The 17,124-nt window shown below is 47.7% G+C and carries 14 protein-coding genes; 6 read left to right on the top strand and 8 right to left on the bottom strand.

What is annotated here, in order from left to right; all coding sequences use genetic code 11:
* Positions 1-129: 129 nt before the first annotated feature.
* Positions 130-2,841: a YdbH domain-containing protein gene (locus UXZ23_RS09610; RefSeq protein WP_320820368.1), complete on the bottom strand. Its 2,712-nt coding sequence runs from the start codon at positions 2,839-2,841 to the stop codon at positions 130-132.
* Positions 2,842-2,850: 9 nt separating this feature from the next.
* Positions 2,851-3,525, bottom strand: coding sequence for a ribose-5-phosphate isomerase RpiA (rpiA, locus tag UXZ23_RS09605; RefSeq protein ID WP_320820367.1), 675 nt, complete (start codon positions 3,523-3,525; stop codon positions 2,851-2,853).
* A gap of 56 nt (positions 3,526-3,581) precedes the next feature.
* On the opposite strand from rpiA, the gene ilvA reads away from it, so the two are divergent.
* On the top strand, positions 3,582-5,150 hold the full coding sequence (gene ilvA / locus UXZ23_RS09600) for a threonine ammonia-lyase, biosynthetic (RefSeq protein ID WP_320820366.1): 1,569 nt from the start codon (positions 3,582-3,584) through the stop codon (positions 5,148-5,150).
* Positions 5,151-5,207: 57 nt separating this feature from the next.
* On the top strand, positions 5,208-6,017 hold the full coding sequence (locus tag UXZ23_RS09595) for a 1-acylglycerol-3-phosphate O-acyltransferase (protein WP_320820365.1): 810 nt from the start codon (positions 5,208-5,210) through the stop codon (positions 6,015-6,017).
* Positions 6,018-6,028: 11 nt separating this feature from the next.
* Here UXZ23_RS09595 and smrA read toward each other — a convergent pair whose 3' ends face one another.
* Positions 6,029-6,616 (bottom strand): DNA endonuclease SmrA, encoded by a 588-nt coding sequence (gene smrA / locus UXZ23_RS09590; protein ID WP_320820364.1) that lies wholly within the window; start codon positions 6,614-6,616, stop codon positions 6,029-6,031.
* Between the two features lie 134 nt (positions 6,617-6,750).
* Here smrA and UXZ23_RS09585 point away from each other — a divergent pair, with 134 nt between their 5' ends.
* A complete protein-coding gene (locus UXZ23_RS09585; RefSeq protein WP_320820363.1) occupies positions 6,751-7,383 on the top strand; it encodes a Spy/CpxP family protein refolding chaperone in 633 nt (210 codons plus the stop codon).
* Positions 7,384-7,500: 117 nt separating this feature from the next.
* Here UXZ23_RS09585 and UXZ23_RS09580 read toward each other — a convergent pair whose 3' ends face one another.
* Entirely contained in the window at positions 7,501-8,214 is a 714-nt protein-coding gene (locus UXZ23_RS09580) for a DUF481 domain-containing protein (protein ID WP_320820362.1), read from the bottom strand.
* A 150-nt stretch (positions 8,215-8,364) separates the two neighbouring features.
* A complete protein-coding gene (locus tag UXZ23_RS09575; RefSeq protein WP_320820361.1) occupies positions 8,365-9,144 on the bottom strand; it encodes a substrate-binding periplasmic protein in 780 nt (259 codons plus the stop codon).
* A 260-nt stretch (positions 9,145-9,404) separates the two neighbouring features.
* On the opposite strand from UXZ23_RS09575, the gene UXZ23_RS09570 reads away from it, so the two are divergent.
* Positions 9,405-10,721 carry an MATE family efflux transporter gene (locus tag UXZ23_RS09570; protein WP_320820360.1) on the top strand — a complete coding sequence of 439 codons (1,317 nt, stop codon included), beginning with the start codon at positions 9,405-9,407 and terminating at the stop codon, positions 10,719-10,721.
* A gap of 66 nt (positions 10,722-10,787) precedes the next feature.
* Here UXZ23_RS09570 and UXZ23_RS09565 read toward each other — a convergent pair whose 3' ends face one another.
* Positions 10,788-11,147 carry a DUF962 domain-containing protein gene (locus UXZ23_RS09565; protein ID WP_320820359.1) on the bottom strand — a complete coding sequence of 120 codons (360 nt, stop codon included), beginning with the start codon at positions 11,145-11,147 and terminating at the stop codon, positions 10,788-10,790.
* A gap of 280 nt (positions 11,148-11,427) precedes the next feature.
* Between UXZ23_RS09565 and UXZ23_RS09560 the strand changes: the two genes are divergently transcribed.
* Together UXZ23_RS09560 and UXZ23_RS09555 are read left to right on the top strand one after the other, a co-directional pair.
* Positions 11,428-12,648, top strand: coding sequence for a polyhydroxyalkanoate depolymerase (locus UXZ23_RS09560; RefSeq protein WP_320820358.1), 1,221 nt, complete (start codon positions 11,428-11,430; stop codon positions 12,646-12,648).
* A 107-nt stretch (positions 12,649-12,755) separates the two neighbouring features.
* On the top strand, positions 12,756-14,066 hold the full coding sequence (locus tag UXZ23_RS09555; RefSeq protein ID WP_320820357.1) for an MFS transporter: 1,311 nt from the start codon (positions 12,756-12,758) through the stop codon (positions 14,064-14,066).
* 31 nt (positions 14,067-14,097) lie between these two features.
* Here UXZ23_RS09555 and UXZ23_RS09550 read toward each other — a convergent pair whose 3' ends face one another.
* Together UXZ23_RS09550 and UXZ23_RS09545 are read right to left on the bottom strand one after the other, a co-directional pair.
* Positions 14,098-15,753 carry a long-chain-fatty-acid--CoA ligase gene (locus tag UXZ23_RS09550; protein ID WP_320820356.1) on the bottom strand — a complete coding sequence of 552 codons (1,656 nt, stop codon included), beginning with the start codon at positions 15,751-15,753 and terminating at the stop codon, positions 14,098-14,100.
* 158 nt (positions 15,754-15,911) lie between these two features.
* On the bottom strand, positions 15,912-17,090 hold the full coding sequence (locus tag UXZ23_RS09545) for an acetyl-CoA C-acetyltransferase (RefSeq protein WP_320820355.1): 1,179 nt from the start codon (positions 17,088-17,090) through the stop codon (positions 15,912-15,914).
* Positions 17,091-17,124: the final 34 nt, after the last annotated feature.

Genomic DNA, 17,124 nt, shown 5'->3' with positions numbered 1-17,124 from the left:
ACAGCACGCTTCGAATCCATCCCATCTAAAGCAAAAGGAAAGGGGGCTCTTGGGGAAGCCCCCAGGAAAAGAAAACCCGCGGCTTCAGCCGCATAAAACCTAGCCAGCCTGCGCCAGCAGCTAAAGCCTTTACCGATATTTAGCTTCGACCTTCTCTACCACTTCGTTGGTAATCCGCAAGCTCTCCAATAAATCCAGTAAGTTATAGTCCAAATTAATATTCAGATGCGTTGCTTGGCCGCCGAAGAAGTCAGGATTTTTGCCTTGAAACTGCAGAGCGATATTGAGGCTGCCATCAGGTTGATACTGAATGCCAGATTCGAGCTGATTGTAGAGGAAGTTGTCGAGTAAGTTCATGGCCATGCCGACGGTTTGGTCGCTGCTTTTTAGGGCTTCGCCAGCGCTGCTGCGGTATTGAATAATGCCACCGGGATCACGAGCGAATAAGTTGCCGCCTGGCACCATGGGACCTTCGGGGGTAAGTACGATCGGTAGCATGCCGTCTAAAACACCGGAGGCATTGATGCCAGAGTCTGCTTCGAGTTTGGCCAGTTCACTCAGTTGAATATGATCTAAGCGTATACCGAATGCGTTGATTTCTTTACGACTGTCGTAGCGAATCAATGGGGTGTAAACGCGGCCACCGAGTATGTCGGTGTGCATTTCGTAGATGTCGACCAAGGCGTAGGAGAAGTCGGCAGGAATACGAGTTTGGCTACGAGCGAGTATGTTTTTAAGGGCGATACCGTTATCCAGTTTGCCCCCAGATACTTGAGCGTCCAGCAGGTAGTCGCCCCCCTGTGGTCTGCGCAGGGCGAGCATGGCATTCCATTCTTCAAGCGCCATGCTGTTATCGTACAGGGCATTAAAACCATCGGCGCGGAGCATGGTATCGGGTGTGATATTCCATTCGGCGTCTGGATTTTCGGCATTAGGCCCTTGCCAGTCGATCCAGCCCTGTCCGGACAGCAAACCACCGAGCAGTTGCACTTTGGTTAGATTGGCCATGTCATCTAGACCGAGCTTGCCCCAATCAAGCGGCGCATCGTTTAGGTGCCATTGCATACTGCCAGTACCTTGCAGTAAGTCATGTTCTACGTGAGTACGCAGGTTGAACTGCTTTTTCGCGGCGCTTAGTTTTAGGTCCGCTAGTATGCGTTGGCGAGTTGGATTGTAGGTGATCGCAATCGGTCCATTAATTTGCATATCGGGAATTGGCCATAGATCCCACTTGGATTTGCCTAAACGTAGTTTCATTTCGCAGTTACCTAACAGCTGATCGAGCAACATTAGGCTACTCAGGCGATCAGGTTCACAGCTAATTTCATTGCGTTTAATGTGTAGGACACGGTCTCCTTGGCTTACATCGAAGGCGGCAATTTCTACAATGAGCAGTTCTGCGTCGATCACAGGTAAGCCACGCTCATCGGTGAAACCATGGACGTTCAAATTCGGCAGTAGAGTTAGGCTCAATGGCTGTGTCTGCCAGCCGAGATAAGGCCCTAGAATAAGACGTGGCTGAATGCCGTCTGTGCTGGTGACTTGCCAGTGTCCGTCATTGCTTATGTTAAAATCGAGCCTGCCATCGGCTTGCAGCGCGGCGCTTGGAATGGGCGGTTCGGCGTTTAAATTCTCGGGTTGAGTGCCTTTAATTGATAACGGCAGTGTGCCGCTGATGCCTGTGGCTTGCTGCCATTTCAACTCGGGCAACAAGGATATCTGCATGCTGGCAGGGCCTTTAACGGCAGTGTTAATTTTGCTGTTGAGTTGGCATTCGTTGAGTGCTGCATTGCAGCGTGAGCTTATGTTGAGTGGGCCTGCTGTGAGTGTCCAATCATCATCGGCTACTTTCATTAAAAGACTCAGTTGCGCGGTATCTGCACCAATCAACCAGTCGTCGGCAGCACTTGCCTTATCAATACTGACCGTGAGTTTAGTAGCGGCCATTTTAGTGTCTTCGTTCAGTGCCAAGGCATCGCTTTGAATATCCGCTTTTAATTGAACAATGAGATCATCGGGAATGCGCACTGTGTTCGGGCTGCGAATATCGGCACTTATATGTAGATTGCTCAATGCCAAGGGTAAATCGGCGAGTGCGGGGAGACGCTTGCTTAGGGCGGAAGCATCAGTGCGCTGATCGAGTGTTAGATGACTTTCGCTGTCATTCTGCTCTAAGTGACCATAAAGCTGAGCTAGGAGAGTTTCGCTCTCGGACACCATCAGCAGTAAGTCACCGGATTGTTGGAGCTGCAATTCGATTTGCCAAGGTAAAGGCAGGTCGTTTAGCTGAGTATCACCATTAACTCGCCACAGTTCAGGTGTCAGTGTGGCAGATAATGTAGCGCTGACCTGCGGGTGCTGAATAATGATATTCGGTGCGTCGATGCGTTTAAGTGGTAATGCCATTAGGTCGGCGAGACGAGGCAGTTCAATCGTCTGCGCTTTCGCCAAGGCATCCGTGTTTACACTGGCTGCATCGGGTAGGTCTTTGCTGGATTGATCCGATAAATTAACAAGGATGCGCTCAATGAATAGGCTATCTAGCTGACCGAGTAACAGGTCTTTGGGGTCATAATTTAGCTGAAGATTACTGATATCAATTTGGGTGTTGGCGTCGGGCATTAAGCGCAAATGATCAATATTGATATTGCGCCAGCCAACGTGGTCGACGTGTAACTCGCTATTCGGCCCCACACTGTCGCGCAGCAATAGCGGCAGTATTTGGTTGAGCATGGGCTGTAATAGCGAGGGTAAAAAAAACAGCCCTGCGCCTGCGAGTGCTGCAAGTACCAGCAGGGCAAGAAGAAAACGCCAAAGCCATCCGTAGCATGTTTTCAACATAGAGTCGGGTTATGCGCCACGAATGGTTTTAACGCCATCTTGAGTTCCTAGAAGCAATACATCCGCTGGACGCAGAGCAAACAAACCATTAGTAACAACACCGGTGATTTGGTTAATGCGGGTTTCCAAGTCAGCGGGTGAGCTGATGTGCATGTTGTATACATCTAAAATGACGTTACCGTTGTCGGTAATTACGCCTTCACGCCAGGTTGGATCACCGCCTAGCTTCACCAATTCGCGCGCCACATATGAACGAGCCATTGGAATAACTTCGACCGGCAGTGGAAACGTGCCCATCAAACCAACCAGTTTTGTTTCATCGGCGACGCAGATAAATTGTTTTGCCACTGCGGCAACGATCTTTTCACGCGTCAGTGCTGCACCACCGCCTTTGATCATTTCAAGGCGATCATTGATCTCATCAGCGCCATCGACGTACACATCGAGTGTGTCTACCGCGTTCAAATCGTAGACATGAATACCATGGTCCCGTAGGCGCTGAGCCGAGGCTTCGGAGCTTGCAACCGCGCCATCAAACAGGTGTTTGATGCTGGCTAGCGCATCGATAAAACAGTTGGCCGTGGAGCCAGTACCAACTCCAACAATGCTGTTGTCATCGAGTTGCGGTTTGATCAGGTCGACCGCGGCTTGGCCAACGGCGCGTTTCAGTTCGTCTTGGGTCATGGTGGGTCACTGAGTTAAGTAAGGATACGGCGAATTATATGCATTGATGCGTTACAATGCGCGCCTTGCGTATTACATTTTTGGCTCTCTCCGCTTTGGATACCCGTATGTTGAACGATTACCTCAAAAAAATACTCGCAGCGCGCGTCTATGATGTCGCTATTGAGTCCCCCTTGCATGTCGCTAACTTCTTGAGTGAGCGATTGGGTAATCAAATTTGGGTCAAGCGTGAAGATAAGCAGCCAGTGTACTCGTTTAAGTTGCGCGGCGCTTACAACAAGGTAGTGCAATTGACCGATACAGAAAACGCCGCCGGTGTAATTGCTGCTAGTGCGGGTAACCATGCGCAAGGCTTAGCATTAGCAGCGAAAGAGCTTGGTATTAAGGCGATCATCGTTATGCCGCGTACGACACCCGAAATCAAAGTGATGTCGGTAAAAGCCCGTGGCGCAAAGGTTGTTCTTTTTGGTGATTCGTTCGATGAAGCGTTAGCGCACTCGCAAAAGCTGGTGGAAGAGAAAGGCTACACCTACATCCACCCGTACGATGATCCCGACATCATTGCTGGCCAAGGTACAGTAGGGATGGAGATTCTGCGTCAGTTAAGTACAGCCCCTGATGCCATTTTTATTCCGGTAGGCGGCGGTGGTTTGTGTGCCGGTATCGCCGCTTTTGTAAAAGCACTAGCACCGCAAGTTCGTATCGTTGCTGTAGAAAGCACAGAGTCCGCTTGTTTGGCTGCTGCTATGGCTGCCAATGATCGAGTGGTATTGCCACAAGTCGGTATTTTTGCCGATGGTGTCGCCGTTGCTCAAATTGGCAAGTACACGTGGGAAGTGTGCAAAGACCATGTTGATGAAGTCATCACCTGTACGCCGGATGAAATCTGTGCGGCGATTAAAGATATCTTTGATGATACACGCGCTATCTGCGAGCCTGCAGGCGCTTTGGCCTTGGCTGGATTGAAAAAATACGTTGAACGTGAACAGTGCCGCGATAAAAATTTAGTCACCATCATGAGTGGTGCCAATATGAACTTTGATCGCTTGCGCTATATCTCGGAAGTTGCCGAAATTGGTGAAGGTCGTGAAGTGATTTTAGCGGTCACTATTCCGGAAGAGCCGGGTAGCTTTCAGCGTTTTTGTAGTTTATTGGGCAAACGTCCAATCACAGAATTTAATTACCGTTTTGCCGATGAAGGCAAGGCGCAGATTTATGTTGGTGTGAAAGTCGGGGCTGAAGCTGGTGCTCGCGATGCCCTATTGGCTGAGCTGCATGGTGACGATTATCCAGTGCTTGATATTACCGATAACGAAATTGCTAAATATCATATTCGCCATATGGTCGGCGGTCATGCGCCAGCGGCGGTCACTGATGAGCGTGTCTATCGGTTTGAGTTTCCTGAGCGTCCGGGGGCTTTGCTGAATTTCTTACGCAAGTTAGGTAAGAAATTTAATATCTCGTTGTTCCATTATCGCAATCATGGCGCCGCGTTTGGTCGTGTGCTGGTGGGCTTGCAAGTCACTGATGACAAGCGCGATCAATTGCATGGCTATCTTGAAGAGCTAGGCTACGGTTATTGGGATGAAACCGAGAATACGGCGTATCAGCTTTTCCTGCGTTAGATCGTGTTAGCCATCGCCTAAATGCACGATGGCTATTTGCGTTTAACGCACTGAGCAATGACAGATCAGCAACTTGCTGATCTTGTTTATTATTCCAACAATGCAAATCCTATTGTTCTAGGTATAGAGAATCCTATGTTACCTGTGCTACGTGCCGCTTTATTAATTCCGTATTTTATTTTGGGTTGTACCGCGGGCTTGTTGCTGTGCATTGTGCGTCCTTTTCATCCCAATAATACCCGTGATTGCGCTAAGTTGTTTTCGTGGGGACGTTATATATTGGGCGTGCGGATGACCGGCTTGAATGAATCGCCGGTAGGCAATGGTCAAGCCGTGTATCTAGCAAATCATCAAGATAGTCTGGATGTATTTATCTACCCAGGGTTATTGCCCGGTAATATCGCTATTTTGGGTAAGAAGGATTTGATGTATATACCAGTGTTTGGGCTGCTGTTTTGGCTTGCGCGGAATATATTTATCGACCGTGGCAATAAAAGTAAGGCATGGGAAACCATGGCTACTGTCGCCAACCTAGTAAATAAACGTGCTTGTGCGCTGTATATTTTCCCGGAAGGAACTCGCAGCCGAGGTAAAGGTTTATTGCCATTTAAAAGTGGTGCCTTTGTACTAGCGATTGAAGCTGGCATCCCCGTTGTGCCTATTTGCTACAGCAGTACTCATAAGAATATAGATCTTGGTCGTTGGAAGTCTGGACATGCGTTAGCTAAGTATTTGGAGCCAATCAGTACTGAAGGCATGACCAAAGACGACGTGAAAGCCTTGGCTGAGCGTTGTCATGCGCTCATGCAAGAGGGTATAGCTGAACTTGATGCGCAGATCGCGCGCGAGAATGGTCGCGGAGGATAGCAAGCAAAGGGCTAGATTCGCCCTTTGCTAAACTGTTCTCGAGCCAACTGCTTCTTACGATCACTTTTACGTAGCAGCACATAAAAAGCGCCGCTACCGCCATGATGAGGCTGAGCGGTGTGATAGCCTTGAACATCGTCTAGGTCTTCTAGCCAATGCGCCAAATGGCTCTTAAGCACCGCAGGGTCACCGATGCTTCGGTCGCCTTTGCCAGGTAAAATTAACACGCTACGAATATCGGCAGCCAAACAATCGCGCACAAAACGAAACACCTCTTGGCGTGCTTGTTCTATGGTTCTGCGGTGCAAATCTAAGCGCGCCTCAATATCATACTTACCTAAACGCAGCTTACGAAAAACGCCGTCCTGAATGCCTGGGCGCTTGAAGCCGACCACATCATGTGGGCCAATACGGACCACATCTGTCGTACTCAGATGGTTTGGGTCGCGTTTCAGCGCATGAGTTTCGTCGAGGGCTGCTTGGCGGCGCGCCTCTGCATCGCCGACTAATGGTGTTTTGCGCAGAGTCACTTTCTCTTGAATTTGAATGCGCTCTACGCCCTGCATCTCTTGTAAAAATAACTCGTCGTCTTGATCCATAACCCTTTCCGCCACTAGTTAGTCTTCGAGCGCAGGCACGAGTGACAATTCTTTTCAAAGCCGGACACAACTTTGGCTCAATATCAGTAGTATAACCTCAGACAACACGAACTGGCTTGCCAGAGGAATGACCCATGAAAAATATGATGACACGTACAACACGTACCTTGAGTTTGTTTGCTTGTAGCGTATTGCTAACGACAACTCAAGCTTGGGGTTTTGAGGGTAAACATCGCGAAATGGATTGGCAAGAGTCACTCAATCTAACCGATGAGCAAGAACAGCGTATTGATGACATCGAAGACCGCTATCGCAATAAGTTCAGCGAGTTGCGTACTTCGGAAGAAAAGCGCAGCGAAACACGCGACGAGCGTCGCCAGTTGCAGCAAGCAATGCATGATGAAATGAACGCGGTACTGACGCCGAAACAAAAAGAACAAGCTCAGGCGCAGATTAAAGAGCGACATGCGCGTATGCAGGCAAGTATGTTGGACCGTTTGAGTCGTGATCTAAAGTTTAGCGATACGCAACGTCAGCAGTTAGCGGCGCAAATGGCGAGCAATCCATCGCCACAATGGCCTGGGGACAAAGCGCAGCACGATGCCCAGCGTGCCAAGTTTAATGAACAGATAAACGCTATATTAACCGATGAACAGAAAATTCAGTGGCAAGCACAGAAGGAAAAGCAGGAAAAGAAATGGCGACATCATGATGAAGAACGCTTCATGAATGAAGAGGATTGTGATGAGGACGAGAAAGCGGATTAATCGAACAGCAACAAAAAAGGCCGACATTGATGTCGGCCTTTTTGTGCTCAGTATCGGTGTAAACCCAATAACTGGGCTTTTGCTTAGAAGCTGTAAACCCAATAACTGGACTTTTGGCTAGAAGCTGTAAACCAGTGTCACACCGAATTCGCTGTCGGTGTTTTCTTTGTCGGCTGGTACTTCTTCAACGTACTTCACTTTGTAGGTCAGCTTAGTGGCAAGGCTGCCATTGATTTGGCTTTGTAAACCGGTTTCTGACTTGTAGATGGTGTTGCTGTCGCCAGATTCTACTGAAAATAACTCAACGAATTTAACGCCTTCACGAATAGTCCAGTTGTAGTTCAGTGCGAAACGACCGATGGCTTCTTCTAGGATTTCATCGCTAGCGGCTAATTTGTCACGACGGTAACCAGGACCGATTTCAGCATCCAGCTCCATATTATCTTCATTGATAATGCGATAACCGTAACCAGCTGAGATGGTCGATTGATAAGTATAACCACTAAAGCGCGCACGTTCTTGCTGAGCCACAATGGCCAAATAAGAGTGTTCTGTGTAGTTGCGGTCGAACTGCACTAGACCAATGTATCTTTCTTTGGATGTTGTACCATCTTCCTTACTGGTTAGGGCTTGCAGCTTAAGCTCAGAATCCCATACTTCACCGTCGTGTTTCACGCCGAAGTTACCATTGATACTTTGGGTTTCGGTGTTGCCTGAGGTGAAAATAGTTCCAAGTTCTGCAGCACCAGTCCAAGGTCCTTGTTCTTCAGCAGCCATGGCGGCGAACGGAGTTGCCAGTAGGGCGGCCAGTAGGGTTGTTTGCTTCAGCATAGCTTCCTCTTTGCGCGTAAAATATGTGGGCGCAGAATAACTATCCACTGTTACAAGTGCAACTGTAGGTATTTAGGGCGTTTTATAGCTTCTGCAGTCCAGAATGAGACCGCCGTTGGAATGCTATGAATACGAAAAATTCATGCGGATCTATTTGCTGACAATAGATACTTCCCAATCGTCGATATCATAGTGACTGAGGATCTTGCTCAGCTCACCATTCATTCTCAGCTCGTCTATGCCTGCCGATAATTGTTCAACGTATTCTTTAGAGTTTGGGTTTTGCGGCGAGCATGCTATGTACAGCGGCGTTGGATCGCCAATGGTTCCGACATCTTGAATATTTAGATGAAGCCCCATTTTCTTTAGCTTGGCTTTCATAACCATGGGTGATTCAACAATCGAATCTATGCGCCCAGATATGAGCTTTTTTATGTTTTGCTCAAGAGCGTTATTGCCCTTCATTATTTGTACACGGCTGCTGTTTTCGTACTTTTTAATATAGGCATCGAGATCGCCCTCATCGTAGGCATAGCCTCCTACAACCCCCAAGCGCACTTGCTTCAATGAATTGATTCCCTGGAACTTCCAATTGTTTTTACTAAGGCTATAGAAATGGCTTTCGTCCATACCCAGTGCCGAAGATGGGAATACGAAGTCAGGTGCATCCTCGACATAAGCGCCGACAATGCAGTCGACTTGCCCTGAGCGAGTTTGTTCAATAGCACGTTCCCATGGCATGATCTGGTAATTGACACTATGCCCATGGGACTCCCAGATTTTTGTAGCTATATCAATCATATAGCCGCGTTGTTCTGATTGTGGATCGCCATTGATAGGGAACCATTCATCGGCCCTTAGAGTAATGGTATCGGCGTGACATAGGCTATTAATACCGACTATGAACAGCAAGGGTGTGAACCACTTCATGAGTGTCTCCGGACGAGCTGATAAGAATAATAGTTAAACGATAGATCACATCTGATGGCCTGGGGGAAAGGGTTACATAAAAGGGACAAAGAATTACCTGTACCGATCTAATTGTGTCATTCGATCAGCCGGCAGATCGTATAAAATGTGGCCATTCAGTCGTTGTGTAAACGATTCAAAAATAACAAGGTAAGCCACATTTGAGAAACGCTATTCTTAGCGGGCCAATTGCGTCCACGCTGCACCAGCTTACTCGCCCAATGATCATTGGTATCTTGGCGATGATGTTCTTCAGTCTCGTCGATGCGTGGTTTGTTAGTTTGCTCGGTACGACAAGTCTGGCTGCCGTAAGCTTCGCCCTGCCAGTGACTATGGTAATCAGCAATATGGCGATTGGTTTAGGTATCGCACTATCGGCTTTGGTCGCCAGAGCGGTGGGCGCTGACGACGCGTTGAGTCTGCGGCGGGCACTAACTTCGGGCCTAATATTGAGCTTTGTACTAGGTGCGGTGCTTTGGCTGGCTGGGGTAATCAATCATGACGCTTTGTTTGAGGCGATGGGAGCCGATGCCGAGTTATTGCCAGAGATCTGGGCTTATATGGTGTATTGGTGGCCGGGGTCTATTTTATTGCTGGCGTTAATGATGCAGAACGCCACGTTACGAGCGATGGGCAACACTAAGTTGCCTTCATTGATGATGTTGGCCGCCGCTATGCTCAATGCCATGCTTGATCCCTTGCTTATCTTTGGCTGGGGGCCAATTCCTGCAATGGGAATTGGCGGCGCATCTTTGGCGAGCGGGATTTGCTGGGCCATTGTTTTAGGTGTCATCATGCAGCAACAAATTCGCCACGGTTATGTGTCTTTTGTGGAGTTAACACTGAAGCAAATGCTGGCCTTGTGGCGACGTCTGCTGGAGTTGGGGATACCAGCAATGATCACTAATCTATTAGTGCCCGTTGCTGGCGCCATCTTGCTATCTATGATCGCCAATTCAGGTGAGGCTGCGGTGGCCGGCTTTGGCGTGGGTATGCGTTTCGACTCTTTCTTACTGTCATTGGTTTTAGCGTTAACAGCTACCTTGCCTGCGTTTATCGCCCAGAATCATGCTGCTGGTAATGATGATCGTATTTGGCTGGTAATGAACTACAGCTTACGTTTGGTTGTTATCGCACAACTCAGTATTTGTGCAGTTTTATGGCTGGTGGCAGAACCGTTAGCTCAGCTTTTTTCTGATGATGCTGAGGTAGTGGATATCACGGTTATGTATTTGCATTGGCTGCCGTTAGGCTACATTGGCATGGGTATAGTGCTGTGTGTTAACGCAGCATTGAATTCTCTACAACGAACCGTGATGTCGATGGTGTTAAATACGGTAAGGCTATTCGCATTTTATGTTTTGGGCGCTGTGATAGGGCTACAGCTAGACGGTGTGCGTGGTTTACTTATTGGTGCTGCATTGGGAAATTTAATGGCGGGTGGCATCGTTTGGTGGTTGATGCGCCGCATGCAATCTCGTGGCGAATTAAGCTTCGGTTTCTTCCAGCTATCGCTCGATAGGATTTCTCGCCACTAGATTTCAGATTGGTGCTAATTGCACATTTGCTTGCAAACACTCGTTAGTAATTAAGTTTCCAGCCGCTTAATCGCGGGGCGGTGGTTTGTAGGCTGCTAATTTTTGTGGTAATTGGCCTGTCAGAAAGTCTTTTAACATGACCCAATCTCCAAGAAAGCTCCAGCGGGGATAAATAAACGTCGCGGGGCGATTGTGCTCAAAGAAAAAGTGGCCAATCCAAGCAAAGCCATATCCTGCTACTAATGCTATTGGCAGCATTATGTAATTACCGGTTACAAGGCAGAAGAGCAGTACCCCCAAGGCAATTGCTGATCCGACATAATGGAGTCCTCTACAGATTGGATTGCTATGCTCGGCCAAGTAGTAGGGGTAAAATTCTGCAAATGTACGAAAGCGGTGGTCGCTTTGCTTATCTGGGTGAGTCATAGTAGTTTCTTAATTATTGTTTAAACCACAGGATAGAAGAAATTGTCATCGAATGCATGGCGAATAATGCCATCAGCTTGGCAATACAGGTCATGATAACTATTGATGTGACCAATTTTGTCGCACTGTTACAAATCTATGAAACAAATCGTCAAGAACGTCGAACAGGATTCGTCGTCAAACCAGAGATTTGAACGCAAAGTGTGGTTAATGCGCTAAGCTCAGAATCATTACACGAATATCAGAGACCTTAGGTCTTTTCAGCAACAGGTGGTGCCCCATGCTTTATAAACTTAACGCACAGATAATGAATGTCATGCGTCCTATGCATGTAATGGCACGACAATCTCGGCAGATGTTTTACTTTCCTCTAAGCCCGTTAAATTCATCTTGGTTTCTCCGTACTTTCAGAGCATCAATGGAACTCGTTGAGCGTTTAACTGATTACTACGAAAAGCCAGAATGGTTTTTAGACACCACTGAAATAGATGGGCGAGAGGTCGGCATAGAATATATCAACGCGGTTGAGAAGCCGTATTGCAATTTAGTGCACTTCCGTCGCCGAGCGCGTGGTTTGAAACATCCAAAAGTATTGATCGTGGCACCTTTATCTGGGCACTTCGCAACCTTGTTGCGTGGTACGGTTAGAGAGTTTTTGCCGGATCATGAGGTGTACATTACCGATTGGAAAAATGCTCGCGATGTTCCGCGGATTGAAGGTGAATTTAGCTTCGACGACTATGTGCAGTACTTGATGGAGTTTATGGCTCATTTAGGCCCAGATACTCATGTATTGGCCGTTTGTCAGCCATGTGTTCCGGCATTGGTTGCAGCAAGCGTAATGGCCAAACGCGGCGATAAGAATTTACCTAAGAGCATGACCTTAATGGGTGGTCCTGTCGATGTTCGCATCAGCCCAACTGAGGTAAATGATTACGCTGGTGGTAAAGATTTAGAGTGGTTTGAAGATAATGTGATTTGCCGCGTTCCGCAGGAATTTGTTGGTAAAGGGCAAATGGTTTATCCAGGTTTTATTCAACTGTCGGGTTTTATGTCGATGAATATGGATAACCATGTCAATAAGCACTTTAAATTTTATAATGACTTAATTAAAGGTGATGGCGAGAGTGCAGAAGGGCATCGCGAATTTTATAACGAGTACTTGGCGGTGATGGATATGCCGGCTAAATATTATCTTGATACGATTCGCAAAGTGTTTATAGATCAGAAGTTGGCCAAAGGTACTATGGAATATCGTGGTGAGCTGATTGACTTGAAAGATATTAAAAACATGGCGCTGATGACGATTGAAGGTGAGTTGGATGACATTACTGGTCGAGGTCAAACGTCTTGCGCCCTTGATCTTTGCGGTTCAATTCCAAAAACTAAAAAAGTGCATTTAGAAGAACCGGGCGTCGGTCATTATGGTATTTTTAACGGTAGAAAATATCGTGAGAGCATTGCGCCACAAGTGAAAGCTTTTATGCAAAAGCATTCATAAAACGGTATGCGCTATAAATAACCACCTTCGGGTGGTTTTTTTATGGACGCAAAACCCTGTTGAAAACAGGTAAACTCAAACAATGGGTTAGCAACGAGTAGTAAACTATGGCGAATAAATCATTGTCTTCGCAGCTCTACAAAAAGCTCGTCAATGAAGAGGATGCACGCGCCTGCGAAACGATCGGAGAAGAAGCGTGCAAAGAAGCGCCGGGTAACTTTATTAAAATGTTACTCAGTTTATTCCTATCGAAACTGGGTGATGCGCTCATTAATCCAAAAATCACTTTACCTTGGGTGATGCAAACCATTGGTGCGCCGGCTTATTTATTGGGGTGGTTAGTACCTATTCGCGAATCGGGGTCTTTACTGCCGCAATTAGTAATCGCTAGCGTTATAAGAAGAATGCCGGTGAGAAAGTGGGTTTGGGTGGTCGGTAGTATATTGCAAGCGATGGCCGTCCTCGGTATTGCTTTGGTCGCTTGGCGACTGGAAGGCAGCTTGGCCGGTTGGCTGGTGATTGGCTTATTGGTGATCTTTAGTTTGGCTCGTGGATTAAATTCTGTTGCATCGAAAGATGTGCTAGGTAAAACCATTCCTAAGTCGCAGCGTGGCAGTTTGAATGGCTGGTCGGCAAGTGGTGCAGGCTTAATTACGCTAGCGATGGGCGCGATCTTGGCATTAGGCTTCAGTGAGAATTCCGACGTCGGTATGTATGTCTTAGGTTTTGTTGGTGCTGCAATTTTGTGGGCGCTAGCAGCCATGGTTTATGCGGGTGTTGAGGAGCAGACAGGTGAAGTTGATGGCGGACGCAATGGTCTTTTGCAAGCGTTTAAGCGCTTATCGCTTCTGCAAACAGATGCACGCTTTCGCCACTTTGTATTAACCCGCTCATTATTATTGTGCTCTGCACTAAGCGCGCCTTTTATCGTTGTAATGGCTCAAGACAATATCGGTTCTAGTATTGGCATCATGGCTCTGTTCTTAATGGCGAGTGGTGCGGCCAGTTTATTGTCAGGGCCGTTTTGGGGGCGTTTCGCCGATACTTCTAGTCGCCGTGTGATGATTTCCTCAGGTTTGATGGCGGCGCTTGTTGGCTTGCTCGTCGTAGTATGCGAGTCGCTAGCACAACCTTGGCTAGCAAGTTTGTGGCTATTGCCGGGCTTGTATTTTGTCTTAAGCGTTGCCCATCAAGGTGTTCGGTTGGGACGTAAAACCTACGTTGTGAATATGGCAGAGGGTAATCAACGCACCGATTATGTATCCATCAGTAATACCATTATTGGTGTGGTTTTATTACTTGTTGGGGGCGTTGGTAGCTTGACCCCCATTATTGGTTTAAGCGGCGTTATTTTGATTTTGTCGGTGATGGGCGTCGCAGGAAGCTGGATGGCAGTGCGGCTACCAGAGGTCGAATGATCTCTAGTAGCTTTTACTAAAACGATGGATGTTAATCTTTAATTAAATAGTCGATGTATTCATCTCGCAGGGTTCGCTTTTGCAGCTTGCCTGTTGCGGTATGCGGTAGTTCATCGACAAATAAAATATCATCCGGTAACCACCATTTCGCCACGTGCTGTTCTAGGAAAGTATAAATTTCTTCTTTGCTGACATCGCCATTGTCGGTTTTGATTAAAAATAGTAGTGGTCGTTCGTCCCATTTTTTATGCCGTACGCCAATGACGCAGGCTTCCTTCACACATGGATGACCAACGGCGGCATTTTCTAGATCAATACTAGAAATCCATTCTCCGCCAGATTTCACCACGTCTTTAGCGCGATCCACAATTTGCAAATAACTATTGGCATCAATCACGGCAATATCGCCAGTATCGAACCAAGACTTTCCATTCGCATCAATGAAAAAAGAGTCGGCCTTATCCACTTTGTAGTAGCTGCTCAATACCCAAGGGCCGCGTACGCGTAAATAGCCGCGACTCTTACCATCGTGTGGTTGTGGCTCATCGTCGTCGTTAAATATTTCCATTTCAAAACCAAACATCGGCTTACCGGCGGTGGTTTGCAAGCGATAGCGTTCATCATCGGTCATCGACTGCATGGCTTTTGTCGGTGCACCTAGTGTTGCCAGTGGTGAGGTTTCTGTCATGCCCCAAATAGGCAATAAATAGATTCCGAAATCTTTATCTAAGGTTTCTACCAGCGAGCGTGGTGAGGCAGAGCCACCAACACCGACGGTTTTAACTGACGGAATACTGAGCTTATTGGCCTTTAAATAATCGACCAAACGCAACCAAATTGTCGGCACGCCGAGCATTAAATCGACTTTAGCGTGGTTAATCAGCTCATATAAATCCGGCCCGTCCATGCCTTCGCCTGGCAGCACCAAGGTAGCGCCAGACATAGGCGCTATGTAAGGCATCCCCCATGCGCATACGTGGTACATGGGCACCACCGGCATGACGACACTGTCGGCACCTACGCATAATGCATCAGGGTTGCGACTCGCATACGCATGCAACACGGTAGAGCCTTGTGAGTATAAAACCCCTTTAGGGTTGCCAGTCGTGCCGGATGTGTAGCACAAGCAGGCGGCACTATCGTGTTCTAAGCGAGGCCAAACATACTCGCTACTGTGTGACGCTAGTAATGTTTCGTAGTTTTGCGCATTTGGGAGCGTTGTTGGCGGCATCTTGTCTTCATCAATCATTAAGATGAAGCCCTTCACTGATGTAAGCTTGTCAGCAATTGTTTCGAGTAATGGAGCAAAACAAGCATCTAAAAACACATAGCAGTCTTCAGCGTGTTGAATGATGTATTCAATTTGTTCGCTGTATAAACGTGGATTTACGGTATGGCAGATAGCACCAATACCGGATATCCCGTAGTAGCACTCAAAATGGCGATAGCCATTCCACGCCAGCGTAGCCACTCTGTCTCCGGGTTGAACGCCCATCGCGATTAATGCATTGGCTAATTGCTTGCTGCGGGCTAAGGCATCGCGATACGTATATTGATGAATATCGCCTTCTAAACGTCGGCTAACAATCCCGTGCGAACCGTGATGCATCGCTGCATATTCGAGTAAATCAGAAATAATTAAAGGCTGGGTCATCATCTGACCGGGCACGGTGTGAGCAGAAGTCATAAAGCTGTCCTTCGCGTAGAATTTTAATTCACTCAGCTTAAGAGGCATTGAAGAAAACTGCCACAGTAAACGTGAAGTTTGTTGAGCAGAATTAGGTTAATTGATGGCTAATAAAAACGGGGCATAACGCCCCGTTTTATAGTGATGCAATGAGCCGTTTAGCGCTCGATTGCTAACGACACACCCATACCACCACCGATGCATAAAGTGGCTAGGCCTTTGTGTGCATCGCGACGAATCATTTCGTGCAGTAAGGTTACGAGAATACGGCAGCCTGACGCACCAATTGGGTGGCCAAGCGCAATAGCGCCGCCGTTAACGTTAATTTTTTCAGCATCCCATTCCAAACCTTTGTTCACTGATAAAGCTTGTACCGCAAAGGCTTCGTTGGCTTCGATGAGGTCTAAATCGCTCACGCTCCAACCGGCTTTTTGTAAGCATTTTTTCGTGGCCGGAATTGGGCCTGTGCCCATGATTTTCGGGTCAACACCGGCGTTAGCGTAAGCCTTGATGGTCGCTAAAATCGGCAACCCTAGGGCTTCTGCTTTTTCTTTGCTTGCGAGCATTACCGCAGCTGCTCCGTCATTTAGAGATGATGCATTACCTGCGGTTACTGTACCGTCCTTTTTGAAGGCTGGACGCATACCGCCTAGCTTCTCTGCGGTTATGCCAGCGCGTGGGCCTTCGTCGGTGGCGAAAATGATAGGGTCGCCTTTACGCTGTGGAATCGAGACGGGGGTAATCTCATCAACAAAGCGACCGGCCTCAATGGCTGCCAACGCTTTGCTCTGCGAGGCCGCGGCAAAAGCGTCTTGTTCTTCACGGCTAATATCATATTCACAGGCAATATTTTCTGCGGTGATACCCATGTGGTAATCGTTGAATGCATCCCATAAGCCGTCAACAACCATAGTATCAACCATAGTCCAAGGGCCCATACGTTGACCGTCACGAGAGTTCGGTAGGGCATGAGGGGCGTTCGACATTGATTCTTGGCCGCCAGCGATAATCAGGTCGGCATCACCACAAGCAATGGCTTGTGCTGCGAGGTGCAATGCTTTTAAGCCCGAGCCGCATACCTTATTGATCGTCATTGCTGAGGTCGTTGCTGGCAATCCAGCCTTAATTGCCGCTTGGCGCGCGGGGTTTTGCCCTGCTCCAGCGGTGAGCACTTGGCCCATTAATACTTCATTGACCTCTTCACCAGCAATGCCGGTTTTTTCCATTAACGCTCGTATTACCAAAGCACCTAAATCGGTCGCCTGAATACCGGCGAGTGAGCCGCCGAAAGATCCAATAGCGGTGCGCGTAGCGGCAACAATAACGACGTCGGTCATAGAATTCTCCATTTAATCAAAGATAAAGAGTGTA

Origin of the sequence: Thalassolituus sp. (assembly GCF_034111725.1) — a bacterium.
GTDB lineage: Bacteria > Pseudomonadota > Gammaproteobacteria > Pseudomonadales > Oceanobacteraceae > Thalassolituus.
This window is presented reverse-complemented; position numbering and strand designations above follow the sequence as displayed.